General features: G+C 63.3%; 24 protein-coding genes. 14 read left to right on the top strand and 10 right to left on the bottom strand.

Annotated features, from left to right (window positions below):
- Positions 1-62 precede the first annotated feature (62 nt).
- Positions 63-566 (bottom strand): protein-export chaperone SecB, encoded by a 504-nt coding sequence (gene secB / locus ACYQ1P_RS06475; protein WP_460019528.1) that lies wholly within the window; start codon positions 564-566, stop codon positions 63-65.
- 67 nt (positions 567-633) lie between these two features.
- Positions 634-1,104, bottom strand: a complete 471-nt coding sequence (locus ACYQ1P_RS06480) for an FxsA family protein (RefSeq protein ID WP_460019529.1) — start codon at positions 1,102-1,104, stop codon at positions 634-636.
- A gap of 162 nt (positions 1,105-1,266) precedes the next feature.
- Here ACYQ1P_RS06480 and ACYQ1P_RS06485 point away from each other — a divergent pair, with 162 nt between their 5' ends.
- The 4 genes from ACYQ1P_RS06485 to ACYQ1P_RS06500 are packed head-to-tail and all read left to right on the top strand — an operon-like array spanning position 1,267 to position 4,141.
- A complete protein-coding gene (locus tag ACYQ1P_RS06485) occupies positions 1,267-1,965 on the top strand; it encodes a Tim44/TimA family putative adaptor protein (RefSeq protein ID WP_460019530.1) in 699 nt (232 codons plus the stop codon).
- Positions 1,966-1,984: 19 nt separating this feature from the next.
- Positions 1,985-3,163, top strand: coding sequence for a murein transglycosylase A (gene mltA / locus ACYQ1P_RS06490; RefSeq protein ID WP_460019531.1), 1,179 nt, complete (start codon positions 1,985-1,987; stop codon positions 3,161-3,163).
- A 43-nt stretch (positions 3,164-3,206) separates the two neighbouring features.
- Complete coding sequence (locus ACYQ1P_RS06495; protein ID WP_460019532.1) at positions 3,207-3,770, top strand: Smr/MutS family protein; 564 nt, start codon at positions 3,207-3,209, stop codon at positions 3,768-3,770.
- A complete protein-coding gene (locus ACYQ1P_RS06500; RefSeq protein WP_460019533.1) occupies positions 3,767-4,141 on the top strand; it encodes a helix-turn-helix domain-containing protein in 375 nt (124 codons plus the stop codon). The genes ACYQ1P_RS06495 and ACYQ1P_RS06500 overlap by 4 nt, the downstream gene beginning before the upstream one ends.
- Here ACYQ1P_RS06500 and ACYQ1P_RS06505 read toward each other — a convergent pair.
- Positions 4,125-5,021, bottom strand: a complete 897-nt coding sequence (locus ACYQ1P_RS06505) for a LysR family transcriptional regulator (RefSeq protein ID WP_460019534.1) — start codon at positions 5,019-5,021, stop codon at positions 4,125-4,127. The genes ACYQ1P_RS06500 and ACYQ1P_RS06505 overlap by 17 nt on opposite strands.
- Positions 5,022-5,125: 104 nt before the next feature.
- Between ACYQ1P_RS06505 and ACYQ1P_RS06510 the strand changes: the two genes are divergently transcribed.
- From ACYQ1P_RS06510 to ACYQ1P_RS06520, 3 genes are all read left to right on the top strand, one after another.
- Entirely contained in the window at positions 5,126-6,040 is a 915-nt protein-coding gene (locus ACYQ1P_RS06510; protein WP_460019535.1) for a DMT family transporter, read from the top strand.
- Positions 6,041-6,075: 35 nt separating this feature from the next.
- Positions 6,076-6,516, top strand: a complete 441-nt coding sequence (locus ACYQ1P_RS06515; protein WP_460019536.1) for a DUF411 domain-containing protein — start codon at positions 6,076-6,078, stop codon at positions 6,514-6,516.
- 100 nt (positions 6,517-6,616) lie between these two features.
- On the top strand, positions 6,617-7,645 hold the full coding sequence (locus tag ACYQ1P_RS06520) for an NAD-dependent epimerase/dehydratase family protein (RefSeq protein ID WP_460019537.1): 1,029 nt from the start codon (positions 6,617-6,619) through the stop codon (positions 7,643-7,645).
- Here ACYQ1P_RS06520 and dapB read toward each other — a convergent pair.
- The 5 genes from dapB to hrcA all read right to left on the bottom strand — a co-directional run bounded on the left by dapB (position 7,615) and on the right by hrcA (position 13,474).
- On the bottom strand, positions 7,615-8,412 hold the full coding sequence (gene dapB / locus ACYQ1P_RS06525; RefSeq protein WP_460019538.1) for a 4-hydroxy-tetrahydrodipicolinate reductase: 798 nt from the start codon (positions 8,410-8,412) through the stop codon (positions 7,615-7,617). The two genes, ACYQ1P_RS06520 and dapB, sit on opposite strands and share 31 nt — an antisense overlap.
- 28 nt (positions 8,413-8,440) lie before the next feature.
- Entirely contained in the window at positions 8,441-9,595 is a 1,155-nt protein-coding gene (gene dnaJ / locus ACYQ1P_RS06530) for a molecular chaperone DnaJ (RefSeq protein WP_460019539.1), read from the bottom strand.
- A 60-nt stretch (positions 9,596-9,655) separates the two neighbouring features.
- Positions 9,656-11,572: a molecular chaperone DnaK gene (gene dnaK, locus ACYQ1P_RS06535; protein ID WP_460019540.1), complete on the bottom strand. Its 1,917-nt coding sequence runs from the start codon at positions 11,570-11,572 to the stop codon at positions 9,656-9,658.
- A gap of 141 nt (positions 11,573-11,713) precedes the next feature.
- The gene (gene grpE, locus ACYQ1P_RS06540) at positions 11,714-12,424 is read right to left on the bottom strand and encodes a nucleotide exchange factor GrpE (protein WP_460019541.1); all 711 of its coding nucleotides are present in this window, start codon (positions 12,422-12,424) and stop codon (positions 11,714-11,716) included.
- A 15-nt stretch (positions 12,425-12,439) separates the two neighbouring features.
- Positions 12,440-13,474, bottom strand: a complete 1,035-nt coding sequence (gene hrcA, locus ACYQ1P_RS06545; protein ID WP_460019542.1) for a heat-inducible transcriptional repressor HrcA — start codon at positions 13,472-13,474, stop codon at positions 12,440-12,442.
- Between the two features lie 96 nt (positions 13,475-13,570).
- Between hrcA and rph the strand changes: the two genes are divergently transcribed.
- The 3 genes from rph (at position 13,571) to hemW (ending at position 16,082) form a co-directional block, all read left to right on the top strand.
- Complete coding sequence (gene rph / locus ACYQ1P_RS06550; protein ID WP_460019543.1) at positions 13,571-14,287, top strand: ribonuclease PH; 717 nt, start codon at positions 13,571-13,573, stop codon at positions 14,285-14,287.
- Positions 14,284-14,886, top strand: coding sequence for an RdgB/HAM1 family non-canonical purine NTP pyrophosphatase (rdgB, locus tag ACYQ1P_RS06555; protein WP_460019544.1), 603 nt, complete (start codon positions 14,284-14,286; stop codon positions 14,884-14,886). The genes rph and rdgB overlap by 4 nt, the downstream gene beginning before the upstream one ends.
- 101 nt (positions 14,887-14,987) lie before the next feature.
- The gene (gene hemW, locus ACYQ1P_RS06560) at positions 14,988-16,082 is read left to right on the top strand and encodes a radical SAM family heme chaperone HemW (RefSeq protein ID WP_460019545.1); all 1,095 of its coding nucleotides are present in this window, start codon (positions 14,988-14,990) and stop codon (positions 16,080-16,082) included.
- Here hemW and ACYQ1P_RS06565 read toward each other — a convergent pair.
- Positions 16,079-17,548: a penicillin-binding protein activator gene (locus ACYQ1P_RS06565; RefSeq protein WP_460019546.1), complete on the bottom strand. Its 1,470-nt coding sequence runs from the start codon at positions 17,546-17,548 to the stop codon at positions 16,079-16,081. The two genes, hemW and ACYQ1P_RS06565, sit on opposite strands and share 4 nt — an antisense overlap.
- Positions 17,549-17,616: 68 nt before the next feature.
- Between ACYQ1P_RS06565 and rsmI the strand changes: the two genes are divergently transcribed.
- On the top strand, positions 17,617-18,450 hold the full coding sequence (gene rsmI, locus ACYQ1P_RS06570; protein WP_460019547.1) for a 16S rRNA (cytidine(1402)-2'-O)-methyltransferase: 834 nt from the start codon (positions 17,617-17,619) through the stop codon (positions 18,448-18,450).
- Positions 18,447-18,827, top strand: coding sequence for a YraN family protein (locus tag ACYQ1P_RS06575; protein WP_460019548.1), 381 nt, complete (start codon positions 18,447-18,449; stop codon positions 18,825-18,827). Before rsmI ends, ACYQ1P_RS06575 begins: the two co-directional genes overlap by 4 nt.
- Here the strand turns inward: ACYQ1P_RS06575 and ACYQ1P_RS06580 are convergent.
- A complete protein-coding gene (locus ACYQ1P_RS06580) occupies positions 18,824-19,531 on the bottom strand; it encodes a class I SAM-dependent methyltransferase (RefSeq protein WP_460019549.1) in 708 nt (235 codons plus the stop codon). The two genes, ACYQ1P_RS06575 and ACYQ1P_RS06580, sit on opposite strands and share 4 nt — an antisense overlap.
- A gap of 84 nt (positions 19,532-19,615) precedes the next feature.
- On the opposite strand from ACYQ1P_RS06580, the gene ACYQ1P_RS06585 reads away from it, so the two are divergent.
- Positions 19,616-20,212, top strand: coding sequence for a BON domain-containing protein (locus ACYQ1P_RS06585; RefSeq protein ID WP_460019550.1), 597 nt, complete (start codon positions 19,616-19,618; stop codon positions 20,210-20,212).
- Positions 20,213-20,263: 51 nt separating this feature from the next.
- Positions 20,264-21,223, top strand: a complete 960-nt coding sequence (gene gshB, locus ACYQ1P_RS06590) for a glutathione synthase (RefSeq protein ID WP_460019551.1) — start codon at positions 20,264-20,266, stop codon at positions 21,221-21,223.

Here is a 21,223-nt window from a genome sequence, read left to right on the forward strand (position 1 = left end):
CGCAGGGCGCTTGGCCGCCGCCTCAATGGCGGCTGGGCATGATGCCGAATTTTGGCCTCATGCTAGTTGATGGTTTCGCCGCCGTCCTTTTTCGCCGCTTCGGCCTTGTCGGAGGCTTCCTGCTTGTTGCGGTGATACATGGACACGAAATCGATCATCGACAGCATCAACGGCGGGAATCCCCCGTCGCGGGTCACGTCGGCGATAATGGCCCGGGCGAACGGGAACAACAGACGCGGGCATTCCACCAGCAGCACCGGCTCGCGATGCTCATCGGGCACGTTGATGGTGAACAGCCCGGCATAGACCAGCTCGGCGATGAAGGCGATGGAGTCTTCGGCCTTGCACTGGGCGCGCACATGAAGCTCCACCTCGAACAGATTGTCTTGCAGCGGTCGGGCATTCACATCAACGCCGATGTTGACGTCCGGTTGACCCTTTTGCAGGCTGCCGAAGACCGCCGGGGCGTTGGGGGCCTCGAAGGACATGTCTTTGATGTATTGTCCGTTGATGACCAAAGGCGCGGCCTGTTGTTCGGGCTGCGCGCCGGTGGGGGTATCGGCCATGATTTCTACTCCGTCCCTAGAATGTTTTTGAAGGTTGAATGCTGGCTATCACGGATTGCCGAGAAGCTCAACCGTGCCGCTCGTCTTCCAGTATATCGGTCATGTCCTCGAATTCGCCGTCGATCACCTTGCCTTGGGCGTTGCGGGGGCGGCGCGCCTCGCCGCGCACCCGGAATCCCGGGTGACTGTCCATGCGGCTGCGGAACTGGCCGCGCAGCCAAGCGCGCAGCGGCGGCAACAGCAACAAAAAACCCAGGCTGTCGGTGAAAAAGCCGGGGGTCAGCAACAACGCGCCGGACAGCAGCAGCAACACGCCATCGAGGGCCTCATCCACCGGCATCTCGCCGCGATCCATGCTTTGACGGGCCCGCTCAAAGGTGGCCCGGCCTTGTAAGCGCATGATGGAAGTGCCGATCAGGGCGGTGGCGATGGTGGCACCGATGGTCGGCCAAACGCCAATCTGATCCCCCACTTCGATGAACAGGGCGATCTCGGCCAGCGGCACGAAGACGAAGGTTAAAACGAGCAGAAGTCCCATGTTGGCTTGCTCTTTGAGTGAATAGGGCTTATCTAACCAACTGAATCCCCGGTATTCACCGGAGGTTGGCGGCGTGATGTGATGACAGGTGTACCCGATCATCGTCCGCCGGTCTAGGCTGTCGGTGGTCGCGAAGGTCGGAACAACGAGCGTTGTAGGGAAATGGACGGCGGTTTTCAGTTTTTCGATATCATTCTTTTTGCGCTGGTGGCCGGGTTTCTGGTCTTCCGGTTGCGCAACGTGCTGGGACGTCGGGACGGTCATGAGGGGGGCTATCAGGACCCCTATCAGCCCAAACCGGACAACGGGGCTGAGCCACGGGAGAACGACAACGTCATTCCATTGCCCGACCGCACGGAGCGTTCGCCGCTGGATGAGGACCTGGCCGACGCCAACCCGGACGATCCTCTGACGGCGGGACTGCTGCAAATCCGCATTGCCGATCCGACCTTCGAGGAACGGTCGTTTCTGTCCGGAGCCAAGGGGGCTTTCGAGATGATCGTCGGCTCGTTTGCCGCCGGTGACCGCGCGGCGCTGGCCTTTCTGCTCAGTCCCGAAGTGCTGGCCAATTTTGAAAAGGTCATCACCCAGCGGGAAACCAACGAGGAAACGGTCGAGCACGAGCTGGTCGGCCTGCGCCAACCGGAATTCATGGAAGCCGAGATGCAGGGGGACACGGCCCGTATCACCGTCAAGTTCGTCAGCGAACAGGTCAATGTGGTGCGCGACAAGGACGGCAAGGTGGTGGAGGGCGATCCCAACTATGTGGACAAAGTCACCGATTTCTGGACCTTCGCCCGTGATGTACGCGCTACCGATCCCAACTGGTCCCTCGTGGCCACGCGCAGCCTTGATTCTTAAGCGGTTCATAGGACTCGGCTTGCTGGTCCTGGCAGGCTGCGCCGAGTTGGAAAAACCGTGGGAAGAACCGACCCCGGAATCGACTGAACAAGGCGCGCCACAGGAAGGCTTGCTGTTGCGCCTGGAATCGTTCGCCGAACTGCCTGGCTGGTTCGGCGGTCGTCAGAGCGAGATGCTGCCGGCCTTCCTGAAATCCTGCGGCAAGCTGGCCAACCGTTCAGGCGACACCCTGTTCAACGACGATCCGCGTTTCGGGCGCTATGTGGACTGGCGGCTGCTGTGCGCCCAGGCGGCCCAGTTGCCGGGGGCCAACGATTCGGTGGTGCGCGATTTTTTGGTCACCAACTTCCAGCCCTACCGGGTGGTCAGTGAGGGTGGGTCCGAGGACGAAGGCCTGTTCACCGGCTATTACGAAGCGGAGATTCGGGCTTCGCGCATTGCCTCGGAGCGCTATTGGGTGCCGCTGCTGGGTCCGCCCTCCGATCTGATCACCGTTGATTTGGGGCAGTTTCGCGCCAGTCTGAAGGGTCAGACCCTGTCCGGTCGGCTGCATGGCAAGCGTCTTGAGCCGCACGCCAGCCGCCAGGACATTGCCCATGGGGCCTTGACCGACCAACATTTGGAATTCCTGTGGGCCGACGATCCGGTGGACCTGTTCTTTTTGCAGGTCCAGGGCTCGGGCCGCGCCGTGTTGCCGGATGGCTCGGTGGTCCGGGTGGGCTATGCGGGTACCAACGGCCATGAGTATAAATCCATCGGCAAAATCCTCATTGAACGTCAGGAAGTGACCCGCGAACAAATGTCCATGCAGGCTATCCGCCAATGGATCGCCGCCCATCCCGACAAGGGTTTGGCCCTGTTGATGGAAAATCCGTCCTATGTGTTCCTGCGCGAAAATCCCGGCGACGGTCCCATCGGCGCCCAGGGGGTGCCGCTGACCCCGGGGCGCAGTCTGGCGGTGGACAAGCGGTATATTCCTTACGGTGTGCCCCTGTGGCTCGACACCACCGACCCGGTGGACCCGGAACAGCCGTTGCGCCGGGTGGTTATCGCCCAGGATACCGGCGGGGCCATCCGCGGGCCGATTCGCGGCGACCTGTTCTGGGGCTATGGCCGCGAGGCGGCGCACAAGGCGGGGTTGATGAAGCAGACCGGTGGCTATTGGCTGCTGTTGCCCCGACCCCCGGGAAATTCCTGAACGGACGCTTGAATTCGCGATGGACTAACCGCATCCTGCCCGGATGATTCACCGTCCGCCCCCGCGCCGTCGTTCGACCCGTGGCTTGAGCCGCGAGGATCATGACGTCTGGCATTTCGTGACCCGCGATGTGGCCCCGCTGCGCGCCGAGGGTTTGGAACCCGCCGTGCTCCCGCCCCCGTCGCGGGTCGCGGCACCCCCTGAGCCGCGGCCCCGGGAGCTGCCGGATCTCCCCCGTTCCGCGATTCCCTTGCCGGAAATGGCCCATGGCTCGGCGCCGGGCCTGGATCGGCGGACCGCAGCCCGCATGCGACGGGGAAAAATCGACATTCAGGGGCGACTTGATCTGCACGGCATGACCCGGGCTCAGGCCCACGGAGCCTTGCGCAGTTATCTGATGCAGGCCCAGCTTCAGGGCAAGAAATGCGTTCTGGTCATTACCGGGCGCGGCCTGAAGCGCGATGGGGAAATCGGCGTGTTGCGCCAGGCGGTGCCCGAGTGGCTCAACGACCTGCGCGGTTTGGTCCATGCCTTCCATTACGCCGCCCCGCAGGATGGCGGCGAGGGGGCCTTGTATGTGCTGCTGCGCCGGGTGCGTCCGTCATGACGCCGTTCGGACAACGCATCCGCGAATTACGTCGCAGCCAGAAAGTCACCCAGCGGCAGATGGCGGCCGACCTGCATGTCACCCCGGCCTATCTGTCGGCGCTGGAACACGGACGGCGGGGACGCCCGGCTCCGGGCATGGTAATGCAGATTTGCGCCTATTTCGGCCTGATCTGGGATGATGCCGAGGATCTAAAGCGACTGGCCGGGCTGTCCCATCCGCGCATCGTGGTGGATACGGGGGGGCTGAGTCCCCAGGCCACCCAACTGGCCAATCTGCTGGCCCAACATATGGGCGACTTGCCGGATCATGTGGTGGAATGGATCCTTGATGAAGTGCAGGCCAATTTGTCCGTTAAGTCGGATTCCTGAGCCAAGAATCCTTCCCCGCTTTGAGCCGCGTTGCCAGGGCCTGGGCCGCGCGGCTGCGTCGGCGGTCGGCGGACCAGGCCAGAACGGCGGTGCGGCGCAACGGCGGATCGATCACCGGCGCACCACTGATTCCCGGCTCCCCGGCAAAGGACCGGCGCGGCAGAAATGAGCAGCCCACCCCAAGACGCACCATTTCAAGCTGCATCCGAAGGCTTTCCACTTCCATCGCCACCTGTAACGCCAGCCCGCGCCGCATGGCTGCCGCCTCGATGATCACCCGCAGGCCATGCCGTGCCCCGGGCAGCACCAACGGCCGGTCGGCAATCTGTTCCAGGGTCACCGGTTGATCGGCGCGGAATCCCAGGGCCGCCGGGGCCACTAGATCCAGGTCCTCGGTCCATAGCTCCTCGGCCCCCAGGTTGGCGCTGCGCAGGGGATGATAAAGCACGCCGAGATCGACCCGACCGCGCAACAGCGCCTCGTGAATGGCCCCCGACAGGGCAACCACCACCCGCACCCGCACCTGTGGATTGGCCTGATGGTAATCACGCAGCATTTCCGCCGTGCTGTGATCGGCCAGGGTCGGCGGAATGGCCAGACTGACCTCACCGGAGAGGGTGTCTCCCTGCCGCAGGATATCCCCGGCCATGGCTTCCAATTCGGCGACCAGCGGGCGGGCGCGGGATTCCAGCTGCAAACCGGCCTCGGTGGGGGTGGCCCCGCGTCCGGTGCGGGTCAGCAGCCGGGTGCCCAGATCTTCTTCCAGCAGCCGAATTTGGCGACTGAGCGCCGGTTGGGTCAGATTCAGGCGCTCGGCGGCGCGGCTCAGACTGCCCAGTTCGGCCACATGTAGGAAGGCTTTCAGTTGTTTCAGGTCCATAGCAACATGATATCAGTTTTCATTATATCCGATAGAGATAATTTCGAATTGTCTTAGGGCTGGTTACCGCCCATGTTGGAGTTCTCAACCAGAGGAACAAAGCGATGACTCCCAACCCGCGCGACAATGCGGCCTTGATGATGGTGCTGGCGGCCACCTTGGGCCTGGCCTTCAAGGGCATCTTCGCCAAGCTGGCCCTGGCGGCGGGATTGTCGGTGGCGGCGCTGGTGACATTGCGGCTGGTTTGGGCCTGGCCGCTGTTCTGGGCCGGGGCGGCCTGGCGCGGCGAGGGCAACCTGTTCGGTCTGGGCTGGCGCGAGGTGCGCAACTGCGTCGGAGCCGGAATGCTGTTCCTGTTGGCCACCATTTCCGATTTCACCGCCATTGACCGGCTGGGGGCCGGACTGTCGCGCATCGTGCTGTTCACCTTTCCGCTGTTCGTGGTGCTGATCAATGCGGCCCTGGAGCGGCAACGGCCCTCGGCGCGGCATCTGACCGCCTTCGCGGTGTCTTATGCCGGATTGCTGGTGGTGCTGGCCCCGGGGCATCTGTCGTTGGATCGGCAGTTCCTGGGCGGCATCGGCTGGTCGTTTATATCGGCCCTGAGCTATGCCACCTATCTGGTGGTGGGCCAGCGGATCATGCGGCGCATCGGCTCGGCCCGCTTCACCTTTGCGGCGAATACGGCCTCCCTGTTGGGGGTGCTGATTTTCGCCAGTCTGACTCTGGATTGGACCGATTTTACTCTGACCCTCCCGGCGACCGGCTGGCTGTTGGCCATCGTGGTGATATCCACCGTGGTACCGATTTTCCTGCTCTACGAGGGCATTCGGCGCATCGGGGCCGGGCGAGCCAGCCTGATTTCCCTCGGTGGGCCGGTCCTGACCATGCTGGTCGCCTGGGCGGTGCTGGGGGAAACCATCAGCCTGACCCAGAGCCTCGGCTTCGTGCTGGTGTTGATCGGGGTCGGCATCCTGGAAGGGCTGATTGGATTTCCCAAGCGGGTACCTATGCTATAGGATAGGGTCAGATCATCCGTCTAAGAGAGGCTGAAATGCTCCGTCACAGGGTTCTGTTGTCCGCGAGTGTCCTTGTTCTGTTGGCGTCCGGCGTGGCCCAGGCGGCGGAGATCCAGGTGTTCAAGTCGCCCACCTGCGGCTGTTGCGGGGCCTGGGTCGATCTCATGCGCCAGCGTGGACATCAGGTCACGGTCATCGACCGGGACGACCTGGAACTGGTCAAACAAATGGCCGGGGTGCCGGAGGATCTGCAATCCTGTCATACGGCGATGGTCGAGGGCTATGTGGTCGAAGGCCATGTGCCGCCGGAGGATGTGGAGCGGCTGTTGCTGGAAAAACCGCAGGCCCGGGGCCTTTCGGTGCCGGGTATGCCCGCCGGTTCCCCCGGCATGGACATGCCCGATGGCTCCAAGGAGCCCTTCGTCACCGTCATCTTCGGCCAGGACGGCCGGGCGAAGATCTATCAGCGTCATTAGCTCCCCGGCGTCTGTCTCCCTCGAAGACCATTGTTGACGCCCTTGTATTAGTCAGACGCATGTCTTATATTGGGCGACACAAGCAGCGCGGAGAGGGCTCATGCAGACCATTATCATCACCGGAGCCACTGGATTCGTCGGCCGTCACGCCCTGAAAGCCCTGCATGGGGGACCTTGGCAGGTCATCGCCGCCTGTCGGGAGCGGGCACGGCTGGATCATGATTTTACCGAGGAGGTGCTGGTCGGCGACCTGCGCGACCCGGAATACGCTCGGGAAATCGCGGCCCGGGCGGACACGATCCTGCATGCCGCTGCCTGGTCGTCGCTGCATGGCCATCGCCGCCGATCCAATGCACTGTTCCGCGATCCGTCGCTGCTATTGATCGAGGCGGCGCGAGCCGGGCGGGTCTCGCGGTTCATATTCGTCAGCACCACCGGCGCGGCGTCGCCTTCCCGGGCCGCCGATCCGGACAGCCTCGGTCAAAAGGTGGGTTTCTGGCCGCATCTGGACAATGTGGTGACCATTGAGGACCGGTTGCGCGAGGCGGTGGGTCAGGGGCTGGATCAAGTGTTGAACATGCGATTCGGATTGTTCGTTGGAGAACATTACGGTCTTGGGCTATTGCCGATCCTGGTGCCCCGCTTGAAAAGCCATTTGGTGCCTTGGGTGGCGAAAGGCCGCAGCCCCATGCCCTTGATTGCCGGAGAGGATATCGGTCTGGCCCTGCGAAAAGCGGCAGAATCCAGCCTGATCCCGGATTTTCACGGCTTTAATCTGCTTGGCCCGACGGTGCCCAGAGTGCGCGATGTGATAATTTTTCTGCATCGGGAATACGGCCTGCCGTGTCCGTGGTTTTCAGTGCCCTTTGCCGTCGCCCATCCGTTCGCCGGGGCGATGGAGGCGCTGTCCCATGTGACGCCCTTCGATCCCTTTATCAGCCGAGGAATCATTCATTTAATGCAGGACTTTGGAGTCACCAATGATAAGGCGGCCCAGCAGTTGAATTATCATCCGAATGTGGATTGGCGCGACGCCGTGTGCCGACAAATGGCGGAAATGACCATCCGCCAAGTCAAACCCATGTCCATGGTGAAAGACTACAGCCCCAGCACGTCGCGCATGCTATAGAGCCCGGCCGGTTGGCCTTTGGTCCATAGGGCGGCATGGACGGCCCCGCGGGCGAACACGGCGCGCGAGCGGGCCTGATGGGTCAGCAACACGCTTTCCCCCTCACTGACAAACATGGCGGTATGGTCGCCGACCACATCGCCGCCGCGCAGGGTGGCAAAGCCGATATCGCCCTTCTTGCGCGGCCCGGTATGACCGTCGCGCACCTTCTGCGCCACCTGATCAAGCGCTACACCGCGCCCCTTGGCGGCGGCCTGTCCCAGTCCGAGAGCGGTGCCTGAGGGGGCGTCGACCTTGTGGCGGTGATGCATTTCCAGAATTTCGATATCGAAATCCGCATTCAGGGTGGCCGCGACCTTCTCGGTCAGGGCCATCAACAGATTCACCCCGAGACTGAAATTGGGCGCCTGGACCACCGGAACCCGGGCCGCCGCCGCCTCAATCAGCGCCTGTTGCGTTGCATCCAGGCCGGTGGTGCCGATGATCAGCGCCGTCCCGGTCTCGGCGGCCAGCCGGGCATGGTCGGCAGTGGCGGAAGGAATGGTGAAATCAATCACCACATCCACCCGCTCAAAAAGCGACCGGGCATCGTCGGTGACCATCTGTCCGGACGGCATCAACCCGGCCAGCTCCCCGCAATCCTGACCGATCATCGGGCTTGAGGCTGTTTCCGAGCCGCCGCCGAATTCCGCCCCGTCGGTGACCACCACCGTCTGCACCAGCATGCGGCCCATGCGCCCCGCACAGCCGACAATTCCGATTTTCATGGCCTGAATCCTCTTGAAAGAGACGGGTTCATTCGGTCAAATCGTCCCACAATTCCTTGACCTTCTTGAAAAAGCCGGTGGATTCAGGGTTGTTGCCCTCGCCGCTGTGGGATTTGCTTTCCTGGTCGAATTCTTCCAGCAACTCCTTCTGGCGTTTGGAGAGATTAACCGGGGTCTCAACCACCGCCTGCACAAACATGTCACCGCGCGCCGTGGAACGCAACACGGTCATGCCCTTGCCCTTGAGCCGGAACTGGTGACCCGACTGGGTGCCGCCGGGAATGGAAATGCGGGCCCGCCCGCCGTCCACGGTCGGCACCTCGATGCTGCCGCCCAGTGACGCCGTAGTCATGGGCAACGGCACGCGACAGAAGATGTTGGCTCCCTCGCGCTGAAAAATACGGTGCGGCTTCAGGCTGAGGAAAATATACAGATCTCCCGGCGGGCCACCGCGCATCCCGGCTTCGCCCTCGCCGCTGAGGCGGATTCGAGTGCCTTCCTCAACCCCGGCCGGAATGTTCACCGACAGGGTTTTTTCCTTTTCGACCCGCCCACTGCCGCCGCAGGTATGGCAGGGGTCCTTGATCACCCGCCCCGCCCCGTGGCAACTGGGACAAGTGCGCTCGACGGTGAAAAAGCCCGATTGGGCGCGCACCCGTCCCGTCCCTTGACAGGTCGTGCAGGTGACCGGCGGTTTGCCGCCCGCTGCTCCGGTTCCGTCGCAGGACTCGCAGGGCACCGCCGTGGGGACCCGAATGGTCGATTTGGAGCCCTTGAAGGCCTCCTCCAGGCTGATTTCCATGTTGTAGCGCAGGTCGGCCCCGTGGTTCTGGGTGCCGCCGCCGCGAGCCGCGCCGCCGAAATTGCCGAACATCTCCTCGAAGATATCGGCAAAGCCGCTGAATCCCGCCGCGCCGCCAGGGTGGAAACCGCCGCCACCGGCACCGGGGCCGCCCTGTTCAAAGGCTGCATGACCAAAACGGTCGTAGGCGGCGCGCTTCTGCTCGTCCTTGAGCACGTCGTAGGCGCCGCTGATTTCCTTGAATTTGTGCTCGGCTGCCTTGTCTCCCGGATTGCGGTCCGGGTGATACTGCATGGCCAGTTTGCGATAGGCCTTCTTGATCTCGGCCTCGCTGGCCTCACGATCCACGCCCAGCAGCTCGTAAAAATCCTTGGTGGACATGACCGCCCCTCTTCAAACGGAAACGCCGGGCCGAGGCCCGGCGCAACTCCATGGGTTGGATTAATTCTTTTTGTCGGGGTCCACTTCCTCGAAGTCGGCATCAACCACCGAACTGTCTTCGGTTTCGGAAGCCCCGCCCGTCGCCCCGGCCTCGCCGGCGGCCTCCGCATCCTGCTGCGCCTTGTACATGGCCTCGCCGAGCTTCATGGAGGATTGGGTCAGCGCCTCGGTCTTGGATTTGATCTTCTCCACGTCTTCGGAGTCCATGACCCCGCGCAGGGCCTCCAGGTCTTTCTCGATGGTCGATTTGGTGGAGGCGTCCACCTTGTCGCCGTATTCCTTGAGGCTCTTCTCGGTGGCATGAATCATGGCGTCGGCCTGATTGCGGACCTCCACCAGCTCCTTGCGCTTCTTGTCCGTTTCGGCGTTGGCCTCGGCGTCGCGCACCATCTTGTCGATGTCGCTGTCTGACAGCCCGCCGGAAGCCTGGATGCGGATCTGCTGTTCCTTGCCTGTCGCCTTGTCCTTGGCCGTCACATGGACAATGCCGTTGGCGTCGATGTCGAAGGTAACCTCAATCTGCGGAATGCCGCGCGGTGCAGACGGAATGCCGACCAGATCGAACTGACCGAGAATCTTGTTGTCGGCGGCCATTTCCCGTTCGCCCTGGAAGACGCGAATGGTCACCGCCGTCTGATTGTCCTCGGCGGTGGAGAACACCTGGCTCTTGCGAGTCGGGATGGTGGTGTTGCGGTCGATCAGCCGGGTGAACACGCCGCCCAGGGTCTCGATGCCGAGGCTCAACGGGGTCACGTCGAGCAGCAGCACGTCCTTGACGTCGCCCTTCAGCACACCGCCCTGAATGGCCGCGCCGAGCGCCACCACTTCATCCGGGTTGACCCCCTTGTGGGGCTCGCGGCCGAAGAATTCCTTGACCCGTTGCTGCACCTTGGGCATGCGGATCATGCCGCCGACCAGGATCACCTCGTCGATTTCCCCGGCGGTGACGTCGGCGTCCTTGAGCGCCTTGCGGCAGGGCTCGATGGTGCGTTCGATCAGGTCCTCGACCAGGGCTTCCAGCTTGGCGCGGGTCAGCTTGATGTTGAGGTGCTTCGGCCCCGAGGCGTCGGCAGTGATGAACGGCAGGTTGATCTCGGTCTGCATGGACGAAGACAGCTCGATCTTAGCCTTTTCCGCCGCTTCCTTGAGCCGTTGCAGGGCCAGCTTGTCGGTGCGCAGGTTGATGCCCTGCTCCTTTTTGAATTCGTCGGCCAAGTAATCAATGATGCGGGCGTCAAAGTCCTCGCCGCCGAGGAAGGTGTCGCCGTTGGTGGATTTCACCTCGAATACCCCGTCGCCGATTTCGAGCACCGAAATGTCGAAGGTGCCGCCGCCCAGATCATAGACCGCGATGGTGCCGCCCGCTTTCTTGTCCAGCCCATAGGCCAGGGCCGCAGCAGTCGGCTCGTTGATGATGCGCAGCACTTCCAATCCGGCAATCTTGCCGGCGTCCTTGGTGGCCTGGCGCTGGGAATCGTTGAAGTAGGCGGGCACGGTGATGACCGCCTGGGTGACCGGCTCGCCCAGGTGCGCCTCGGCGGTTTCCTTCATCTTTTGCAGGATGAAGGCGGAAATCTGCGACGGGCTGTAATTCTTATCATTGGCCTTGATCCAGGCATCGCCGTTGTCGCCCTTGACGATGGAATAGGGGACCAGTTCCATGTCCTTCTTGGTCAGCGGATCGTCGAAACGGCGACCGATCAAACGCTTGATGGCAAACAGGGTGTTTTCCGGATTGGTCACCGCCTGCCGTTTGGCCGGCTGGCCGACCAGACGCTCGCCGTCGTCGGCGATGGCGACCATGGAGGGGGTGGTGCGCGCCCCTTCGGCGTTCTCGATGACCTTGGCATCCTTGCCATCCATCAAGGCGACACAGGAGTTGGTGGTTCCCAGATCAATACCGATGACTTTGCTCATTGTCTTCTCTCCTTGCGGCGGACGTTTCCAGGCCCATTGGCACGCCGGATCGTCCCCAAATTGGTCGTGATTGTCACGAATTTGTGAAACCTAGCCGTTATATAGGCAGATCGCCTGAACTTCGCAACTGCCCTGAAGGTGCTAAAGTTCCTCGTTCACCTGACTGCCGGAGGCGCGGGTGGTGCCGTCGATGACCTTGTCATAGGCCTTGGCGCCGCCCGAGGCGGCGGCTTCCTCCGCAGAGGTCACCGGCTCCGGCTTGGGGCCGCCCTTGGACACCCCGACGCGGGCCGGACGCAACAGCCGGTCGGCGATCATGAAGCCGGTCTCCATCACCTGCACCACCATGCCTGAGGGCTGATCGGGTAGCGGCACTTCGAACATGGCTTCGTGAAATTTGGGATCGAACCGCTGACCCTCGGCGGGTACCGGCTTGACGCCGAACCGTTCGAGCACCTGCAACAGGCTCTTGCCGGTCATATCCACACCCTCGAACAATGCCTTGACCGCCTCGTCCTCGGTGCGTGCCTGTTCCGGCACATGGTCAAGGGCGCGGCTCAGGTTGTCGGCCACCTCCAGCATCGCCTTGGCGAAATCGGCGATGGCGAACTTGCGCCCCTGCTCGATCTGGATATCGGCCCGGCGGCGGACATTCTCCATTTCCGCCACGGCGCGCCGCCAGTTGTCGTCCAACTCGCGCACCTGGGCCTCCAGGGCGGCTATGCGCGCTGCCGGGTCCTCTTGCGGCGCGGGTTCGGGCGCGTCGGGTTGTTCCGGCGCGGCTTCCGCAGCGGGTGCTTCCGCTTCGGGGGTCTCGTCGAGGGGATCTTGAGCTTGGGTTTCTTCAGACATTGTCACTTCTCTCCGTCATCCAATGACACGGCTCAGGATTTGCGCCGTGTAATCGACCATGGGTATGATTCGGGCGTAATTCATGCGGGTCGGGCCGATGACCCCGAGGGCGCCGATGATCCGTTCAGCGCCGTCGCGATAAGGGGCGACGATCATCGAACAACCGGCGGTGCCGAACAACTGATTTTCCGAACCGATGAAAATTTGAATGCCCTCCGCCTGATCGGCCTGATCCAAAAGGCTCAAGAGCGTTTCCTTTTGATCCAGGGCGGCGAACAGGGCGCGGATGCGTTCCAGGTCGGCCACCGCATCCACGTCTTCCAGCAGATTGGCCTGACCACGCACAATCAACGAGCGGGAGCGTTTTTCGCCGCCCCAGGTGGCCAGACCGGCGGCGACCAGCTTACTGGTCAGGTGATCCAGTTCGCCGCGCTGACTTTCCAGTTCAGCCAGAATTTCCGCCTGGGCGTCGGCCAGGGTACGACCGCGCAGTCGGGCCGAGAGGAAATTCCCCGCTTCCACCAGTGCCGAGGGCGGCAGATTCACCGGCACCTCGAAGATGCGGTTTTCCACCAGCCCGTTCTCGGTCATCATGACGACCAGCACCCGGCCCGGCGACAGGGCGACGAATTCGATATGTTTCAGCGGGCTGTCGCTTTTCGGGGCGAGCACCAGCCCGGCGCAATGGGTCAGCCCGGACAGGGTGTTGGAGGCCTCTTCGAGCAGGCCCTCGACGCTGCGACCGCTGCCCGCCACCCGCCGTTCCATGTCGCGCCGCTCGGCCTCGGTCAGCGCCCCCAGTTCCAGCAGCCCATCGACGAACAGCCGCAGCCCGGCATCGGTGGGCAGGCGTCCGGCGGAGGTATGGGGCGAAAACAGCAGTCCGAAATCCTCCAGATCGGCCATCACATTGCGAATGGTCGCCGGAGACAGCCGCGAATCCAACAGCCGGGCCAGGGTGCGCGAGCCGACGGGCTCACCTGTTTCTAGGTAAGTATCGACGATCTGGCGAAAGATCTTGCGCGAACGGTCGTTGAGGTCGGTAATCATGCTGCGCGGAATGTAGGGGTGCGGAGGGGCATCGTCAACTTGCCCCGGTCTCCGTCTGCGGTTAGGGTGCGCCCAAACAGCAATATGAGGGATATCATGAGACCGTCCGACCGTTCGCCCGACCAGATGCGCGCCATCATTCTGGAGCCCGGCTTTTCCAAACATGCGGAAGGCTCCTGCATGGCGCGCTTCGGCAATACCCATGTGCTCTGCACCGCCTCGGTGGAGGAACGGGTGCCGGGCTGGATGCGCGGCTCGGGCAAGGGCTGGGTGACCGCCGAATACGGCATGTTGCCCCGCTCCACCCATACCCGCACCGACCGCGAGGCGGCGCGCGGCAAGCAATCGGGCCGGACCCAGGAGATTCAGCGGCTGATCGGCCGTTCCCTGCGCGCAGTGACCGACCTCAAGGGCATGGGCGAAATCCAGGTCAAGGTGGATTGCGACGTGATCCAGGCCGACGGCGGCACCCGTACCGCCAGCATCACCGGAGCCTATGTGGCGCTCTATGAAGCGTTCCGCAAGATCGTCGAAATGGGCATTCTGCCCGACGTGCCGCTGACCGATTCCATCGCCGCCGTATCCTGTGGCATTTACCAGGGCACCCCGGTGCTGGATCTGGACTACGCCGAGGACAGCGACGCCGAGACCGACGCCAATTTCGTGCTCACCGGCAGCGGCGGCATCGTCGAGATCCAGGGCACGGCGGAACAGGAGCCGTTCTCCGAAGCGCAATTCTTCGAACTGCTCAATCTGGCCAAGAGCGGCATTGCCACCCTGACCGACGCACAGAACAAGGCGCTCGGCCTGTGAGTCGCAAATTCACCGGCAACAAGCTGGTTATCGCCAGCCACAACAAGGGCAAGGTGCGGGAAATCGCCGAACTGCTGGCCCCCTATGACGTGGAAGTGATTTCCGCCGGAGACCTGAACCTGCCGGAACCGGAAGAGGACGCCGACAGCTTCCTCGGCAATGCGGACATCAAGGCCCGTGCCGCCGCTCTGGCCTCCGGGCTGCCGTCCCTGTCCGACGATTCGGGGCTGGCGGTGGAAGCCCTGGGCGGTCAGCCGGGCATCCATTCCGCCCGCTGGGCCGGACCGAGCAAGGATTTTTCCATCGCCATGGAAAAGGTCGAACAGGCCCTGGCCGGAAAAACCGACCGCCGGGCGCATTTCGTCTGCGCTTTGGTGCTCTGCTGGCCCGACGGCCATGCGGAATCCTTTCTGGGCGAGGTGCATGGGGCCCTGACCTGGCCGCCGCGCGGCGAGAAAGGCTTCGGCTACGACCCGGTGTTCATCCCCAATGGATATGATCTGACTTTCGCCGAAATGGACCCGCAGGCCAAGCACGCCATGAGCCACCGCGCCGATGCCTTCCGGCAACTGGTGGCGGCCTGTTTCGAAACGGATTAGGTTTTTTACGAGGGATTCGATCCCTCGCGCTCCCATTGGATTGGGGTGTGGGGCCTGTGGCCCCACGAACCCTTCGAGTGCTCTGCGCTTAGGGATATCACATGCCAAAGAGCCTCTCCCTCTACATCCACTGGCCGTTCTGTCTGGCCAAGTGTCCCTATTGCGACTTCAACAGTCATGCCCAGGGGCAGGTCGATCAGGATTTGTGGCGGTGGGCGCTGCTGGGGGATCTGGAGGCCTCGGCAGGGGAACTTGCAAATCGCAAGTTGGGGTCGATTTTCTTCGGCGGCGGCACCCCGTCGTTGATGGACCCGGCGACGGTGGGGGCGCTGATCGAGCGGGCAACGGCCCTGTGGAGCCCGGCGGACGATCTGGAAATCACCCTGGAAGCCAATCCGGGCACGGCGGAGGCCGGACGATTCGCCGACTTCCGCGCCGCCGGGGTGAATCGGCTGTCGCTGGGGGTGCAGGCTTTTGATGATCAGGCGTTGCAGGATCTGGGGCGCATCCATGACGTGGCGCAGGCGCGGCGGGCCCTGGAGATGGCGCGGGGACTGTTTCCCCGGCTGTCGTTCGATTTGATTTACGCCCGCCCGGGGCAGACGCCCGAGCCATGGGCGGCGGAACTGGAGGAAGCCCTGGGCTGGGGCAGCGACCATCTGTCGCTCTATCAACTGACCATCGAGCCGGGCACCCCGTTTGCCAAGCAGGGACGGACGGCGGCGGACGAGGACTTGGCGGTGGATCTGTTCGAACTGACCCAGGAGCGGATGACGCAGGCGGGATTACCGGCCTACGAGATTTCCAACCATGCCCGGCCCGGGGCCGAATCGCGGCATAATCTGGTTTATTGGCAGGGCGGCGACTATCTGGGCATCGGTCCCGGGGCGCATGGCCGGTTGACCCTGGACGGCATCACCTACGCCGAACGCCGCACCCCCAGCCCCGAGGGCTATCTCAAACGACCGCGACTCGACCGGGTGGCCTTGACCGACCGGGAACGCTTCGAGGAACGGCTGATGATGGGGCTGCGACTAAGCGCGGGAATCGGGCGGGAACTCGCTGATTTCTGCGAGTCCCGGGCCTTGAACGCCTTGATCGAGGGCGGCTTTGTGGAGCTGACGGACAGCCACCTGCGGGCCACCCCGGCCGGACTGCGGCGGCTCAACGGGGTATTGGAGAAGCTGCTGGCTTAGTTGAGCGGCTCCTCGAAACTCTGTGGCGCCGGGTCGAGAATCACGTTGGTTCGTTCGTGGACTTCAAGAATGGCCAGGCCCCGTTCTCCCAGGCCGTTGGGTTTCAGGCGGAATACCCCATCGGTGCCGAGAAAGCCGGTGGATTGGGTCAGGGTCGGGGCTGAATAGTCGGGACCGTCCTGGGCCCCGCGCACCAGCACGGCGGCCAGGGCGGTGGCGTCATAGGCCAGGGTGATCAGGCGCGGCGGTTCCTCGCCGAAGGTCTCCTGATAGCGGGTCATCAGGCCCTGGCGCAGGGCGGGGTCGGAGGCGGCAAACCAACCGCCGACCAGGGCCGGTTCGACGCCGATCCCCGGCACATCCCATTGCCCGGTGCCGAGCATTTTCACGACTTTGGGGTCCACGTCGTAGTAGGGCAACAGGGCCGCCACTTCCTGCAACCGGCGACCGCCATCGGCGACCAGCAGGGCGTCGAAATCGGGATCGCCGATGGTTTGCAGGTTTTCCAAGCGGCTGAGGGTCATTTTCGAAACTTCATCGCTTCGTTTTTCGAGCATCGCCTTTTGCGCCAGCAGGGCCTGATGCCGATAGTCGAAATCGGCGAGGTCACGAATCACATCGTTATAGGTCGCGGAATCGGTCCCGTAGCGGGCGACGCGGCTGACCGTTCCCCCCAGGTCGGCGACCACCGAGCGGAATTCGGCCACCACCCGGTCGCCGTAATTGTTGTGGGGGGCGAGCACGGCAAAACGCCGCAGCCCCGCATTGACGGCATAGGAAATCACCCGCCGCACTTCGGTTTCTGGCCGGAATCCCAGCACATAGGCCCCCGGGCTGGCGGCCCCGGCGTCACTGGAAAAAGAGACCAGCGGGACATTGGCCTGACGGGCCACCGCCCCGGCGGCCTTGGTCGATTCGGAGAGCAGCGGCCCCAGAATAAGCGCCGCGCCGTCGGAAATGGCGGTCAGTGCGGCTTCCCGCGCCCCTTCAGTCGTGCCGCCGGTATCCATGAACATCAGCTCAAAGCTCTGTCCGGCGAACTCGAACAGAGCCAGTTGCGCCGCATTGCGCAGCGACTTGCCCAGTCGGGCATGACGGCCGCTCAACGGCAACAGCACGGCCACCCGCGCCACCCCTCGGGTGTCGGTGAACAGCGGCTCGCTGCCCGTCATCGGGGCGGGGGCGACGCGCGGGGTCGGTTGTGGGGCGAGACCCGCCTCCTGATTCTGATAGGCCTGGGTGCTGCGATGGTGGACCGCCCAGCGGGACGGCGGGTTTTTCCACACCGGCACCGCCTCCGCCGCCGGTTCGGCGGGCAACGGGGGGGCCGGTTGCTGCGGGTCGGGTTGGGCGACTTGCGTCGGAACGGGGAGTAGGGGAGACTGGCAGGCCGTCGTTCCCATCAGCAACAGGGCTGCCGCCCATGCCGCGAATACCTTCCGCTGGATCATCCGTTTCCTCGTCATTTGTCCTCTCTCCCCGCGAACCGTCGGGCGGGCCTGAGCCTACCCATGCGGCGGGCCGCTGTAAACCGTTGCAGCCGGGTCTGTATATCGTCGCCACGCCAATCGGCAATGCGGAGGATATCACCTTGCGCGCCCTGCGGGTCCTGAAATCGGCTGATGTGATCGCCTGTGAGGATACCCGGGTCACCGGCAAGTTGGCGACAATGCACCAGATTGCCACTCCACGTCTCGCCTATCACGAACACAACGCCGACAAGATGCGGCCCAGGATCATGCAACGCCTTAGAAATGGCGAAATCGTGGCGCTGGTCTCCGATGCCGGGACGCCGCTGATCAACGATCCGGGCTACAAGCTGGTGCGGGACTGCGTGGCCGAGGGGCTTTTCGTGACCGCATTGCCCGGACCCTCATCGGTGATTGATGCCCTGGTGCTGTCCGGCCTGCCCAGCGACCGTTTTCTGTTCGTCGGCTATGCGCCGCCCAAATCGGCGGCACGGCGGACCTGGTTGGCTGAACTGGCGACGATCCCGGCCACCCTGGTGATGCTCGAATCGCCCAAGCGTCTGGCCGCTGCCCTGGCCGATCTGGCGGATGTCCTGGGGCCGCGTCCGGCGGCCATGGCCCGGGAGATGACCAAGTTGTTCGAGGAGGTGCGTCGGGCCCCCCTGGATGAGTTGGCGGCCCATTATGCCGAGGCCGGACCGCCAAAGGGCGAGGTGGTACTGGTGATCGGCCCGCCGGAGGTCTCGGAGACTGCGACCGAGGACCTGGACGGTCTGTTGCGTCAGGCCATGCAGAGCCAGAGTCTGCGCGATGCCGCTCAGGCAGTCAGTATCGCCACCGGAATGCCGCGCAAAACTGTCTATGCCCGGGCCCTGGAATTGCAAAAGGATGCCCCATGAGCCCTGACGACCGCAAGGCGCGGGGCCGCCGCGCCTGGGCGTTGGGGCTGCGGGCGGAATCCCTGGCCGTCTGGATGCTGCGCTTCAAGGGCTATCGCATCCTCGCCCGGCGCGCCAAGACCCCGGTCGGGGAATTGGATATCGTGGCCCGGCGCGGCCGTCTGCTGGTCATTGTCGAGGTCAAGGCGCGCGGCAGCCTGCGCGATGCTGCCGAATCCCTGACGGTGCACCAGCGCCAGCGCATCGAGCGGGCCGCCGAGGCCTATGTCGCCCGCCACCCGGATCTGGCCCTGTTGGACATGCGGTTCGATGTGATCCTGGTGCCGCCGGGCCGCTGGCCGCACCATCTGATGGATGCCTGGCGACCCGGGCTCTAAAACGACTGCACCAGCGCCCACCGGTCGGCGACCTTGACCGCCCGCTGTTGAAGCCGCGACAGGGGATCGCGGATTTCCACCATGTTGGTTACGTTGTAGAGCAGGCGTTGGACCACTTCCCGGCTGCGTGGACTGTCCGGACGACCCAGAACGTAAGTGGGAAAGGCGTCCAGGGTCAGGGCGATGAAATCGAAATCCGTTTCCGCGACAAAGCGATCAACCGCCTCGATAACACCGAAATTGCGCGTCTGGGCCGCCGGGCCATTGCTGTAATCGTGGCCAAGAATCAATCCATCGGGATGTATGCGGCGGCTGTACAGGGTCAGGTCTTGAAAAACCGCCGCTTCCGTGTGATTGCCGTCCAGATAGACCCAGTCCAGGGTGCCTTCGGAAAAATCCGGGGCGGCCAGATGCGAATAGGTCCGATGCAGTACCACGTCGCCGCGCTGGATTCGGTCGGCGAATCGCTCGGCCACCTTTTGCGCGCGCTGGTCCTGGGTCGCGGAATCCAGGTTGGAGGGATCGGGCTGATAATCAATGTCGTCCTGAAACGTCCAGGGGTCGATCAGATGCAACCGCTCCGGCTGGGCGCGGGTCAGGATTTCCTGCGAAAAGTCCCCCTCGGCGACGCCGATTTCGGCCACCGTGCCGCCCTTGGGTAAAAAATCCAGCAGATGGACGCGCGAAAACGGCAAAACGAACATGCGGAACCCCTTCGGATGTTGGCGGAACCTTAACCAGTTGCTGCTATGAAAACACAGGATTTTAAACAAGGAGTCGACAGCAAAATGCGAACTCTGAGCTTGTTGGGCCTGATCGGCACCATACTGCTGGGGGCCTGTAGTCCGGTGGGCATGGCCGTGGACGCGGGATCTCAGGCGGCCATGGCGAGCCAGGAAGAACGGGGTCTGGGCGGCGCGATGGAGGATCTGAAAATCCGCGCCACCTTGTTCGAATCCTGGTTTTCCCATGACCATACCTGGCCCGCCGTCCTGACCGCCGATGTCTATCAGGGTCAGGTGCTGATCACCGGGGTGATGGAAGACGCCGACGACCGCGCCGAGGCCCTGCGCCGGGCCTGGGCCATTGCGGACGTGCGGGCGGTCTATAATGAAATCCAGAGCGAGCCGCGCGATCTCATTGATACCGCATGGGACAAATGGGTCAGCGCGCAACTGGGAACCCGGCTCACCTTCGACAAGGAAATTCACGCCATCAACTATCAAGTGACGACGGTCAACGGCACCGTCTATCTGCTCGGTCACGCCCGGTCACGGGTGGAGCTGGATCGGGTTCTGGCCCATGCCCGGGATATCGAACATGTGCGCAAGGTGATCAGTCATGTGAAAATCTCCCGACCGGCAACGGAAAATGCGCAACGCTGAGGCGTTCCGGTGGTATAAAATACGCTTTCCGTCCCCTCGCAAGGAGTCCTCATGAGTCTGACCGTCGCCATCCAGATGGACCCCATCGAAAGCGTCAATATTGATGCGGATTCCACCTTCGTCCTGGCTCTTGAGGCGCAGAAGCGCGGCTATCGGCTGTTTCATTATCTGCCGCGCGATCTGGCCTATGTGGAGGGCCGGGTGCAGGCCCGGGCGCGACCGTTGGAGGTGCGTCGGGAATATAAGAACCATTTTACCCTCGGCGAACCCCGGCTGATCGACTTGGCCGAGGATGCCGACGTGGTGCTGATGCGCCAGGACCCGCCGTTCGACATGGCCTATATCACCGCCACCCATCTGCTCCAGCTGGTGCACCCGAAGACCCTGGTGGTCAACGATCCGGCGCAGGTGCGCAACGCTCCCGAGAAATTGTTCGTCACCCATTTCGAAGGCGTGATGCCGCCGACCCTGATCACCTCCGACCGGCAGCAGATCACCGCCTTTCGCGCCAAGTACAAGGATGTGATTCTGAAGCCGTTGTTCGGCAACGGCGGGGCCGGGGTGTTTCACATCAAGCCGGGCGACGAGAACCTCAATTCGCTGCTCGAACTGTTTACCGAACTGTATCGGGAACCGATCATCGTGCAGCAGTATCTGGCCGACGTGCGGGCCGGGGACAAGCGGATCATTCTGGTCAACGGGCGTCCGGTGGGGGCGGTCAACCGGGTGCCCGCCGAGGGCGAGGCGCGCTCCAACATGCATGTGGGCGGGCGGCCCGAGCGTTGTGTCCTGACCGCGCGCGAGGAACAAATCTGCGCCATCATCGGTCCGGCGCTGAAGGAACGGGGGCTGATCTTCGTCGGTATCGACGTGATCGGCGATTTTCTGACCGAAATCAACGTCACTTCGCCCACCGGTTTGCAGGAGATCAACCGTTTCGACGGGGTCTGCCTGGAAGCCGAGGTGTGGGATGCCATCGAAGAAAATTACCAAAACTCAAGGGAGTCCTGA

Source organism: Magnetospira thiophila (assembly GCF_054657015.1).

Bases quoted from the DNA above. Each gene is read 5' to 3' on its own strand.
- secB (WP_460019528.1), bottom strand. From the start codon at position 566: ATGGCCGATACCCCCACCGGCGCGCAGCCCGAACAACAGGCCGCGCCT.
- ACYQ1P_RS06480 (WP_460019529.1), bottom strand. From the start codon at position 1,104: ATGGGACTTCTGCTCGTTTTAACCTTCGTCTTCGTGCCGCTGGCCGAG.
- ACYQ1P_RS06485 (WP_460019530.1), top strand. From the start codon at position 1,267: ATGGACGGCGGTTTTCAGTTTTTCGATATCATTCTTTTTGCGCTGGTG.
- ACYQ1P_RS06495 (WP_460019532.1), top strand. From the start codon at position 3,207: ATGATTCACCGTCCGCCCCCGCGCCGTCGTTCGACCCGTGGCTTGAGC.
- ACYQ1P_RS06500 (WP_460019533.1), top strand. From the start codon at position 3,767: ATGACGCCGTTCGGACAACGCATCCGCGAATTACGTCGCAGCCAGAAA.
- ACYQ1P_RS06505 (WP_460019534.1), bottom strand. From the start codon at position 5,021: ATGGACCTGAAACAACTGAAAGCCTTCCTACATGTGGCCGAACTGGGC.
- ACYQ1P_RS06510 (WP_460019535.1), top strand. From the start codon at position 5,126: ATGACTCCCAACCCGCGCGACAATGCGGCCTTGATGATGGTGCTGGCG.
- ACYQ1P_RS06515 (WP_460019536.1), top strand. From the start codon at position 6,076: ATGCTCCGTCACAGGGTTCTGTTGTCCGCGAGTGTCCTTGTTCTGTTG.
- ACYQ1P_RS06520 (WP_460019537.1), top strand. From the start codon at position 6,617: ATGCAGACCATTATCATCACCGGAGCCACTGGATTCGTCGGCCGTCAC.
- dapB (WP_460019538.1), bottom strand. From the start codon at position 8,412: ATGAAAATCGGAATTGTCGGCTGTGCGGGGCGCATGGGCCGCATGCTG.
- dnaJ (WP_460019539.1), bottom strand. From the start codon at position 9,595: ATGTCCACCAAGGATTTTTACGAGCTGCTGGGCGTGGATCGTGAGGCC.
- dnaK (WP_460019540.1), bottom strand. From the start codon at position 11,572: ATGAGCAAAGTCATCGGTATTGATCTGGGAACCACCAACTCCTGTGTC.
- grpE (WP_460019541.1), bottom strand. From the start codon at position 12,424: ATGTCTGAAGAAACCCAAGCTCAAGATCCCCTCGACGAGACCCCCGAA.
- hrcA (WP_460019542.1), bottom strand. From the start codon at position 13,474: ATGATTACCGACCTCAACGACCGTTCGCGCAAGATCTTTCGCCAGATC.
- rph (WP_460019543.1), top strand. From the start codon at position 13,571: ATGAGACCGTCCGACCGTTCGCCCGACCAGATGCGCGCCATCATTCTG.
- hemW (WP_460019545.1), top strand. From the start codon at position 14,988: ATGCCAAAGAGCCTCTCCCTCTACATCCACTGGCCGTTCTGTCTGGCC.
- ACYQ1P_RS06565 (WP_460019546.1), bottom strand. From the start codon at position 17,548: ATGACGAGGAAACGGATGATCCAGCGGAAGGTATTCGCGGCATGGGCG.
- ACYQ1P_RS06575 (WP_460019548.1), top strand. From the start codon at position 18,447: ATGAGCCCTGACGACCGCAAGGCGCGGGGCCGCCGCGCCTGGGCGTTG.
- ACYQ1P_RS06580 (WP_460019549.1), bottom strand. From the start codon at position 19,531: ATGTTCGTTTTGCCGTTTTCGCGCGTCCATCTGCTGGATTTTTTACCC.
- ACYQ1P_RS06585 (WP_460019550.1), top strand. From the start codon at position 19,616: ATGCGAACTCTGAGCTTGTTGGGCCTGATCGGCACCATACTGCTGGGG.
- gshB (WP_460019551.1), top strand. From the start codon at position 20,264: ATGAGTCTGACCGTCGCCATCCAGATGGACCCCATCGAAAGCGTCAAT.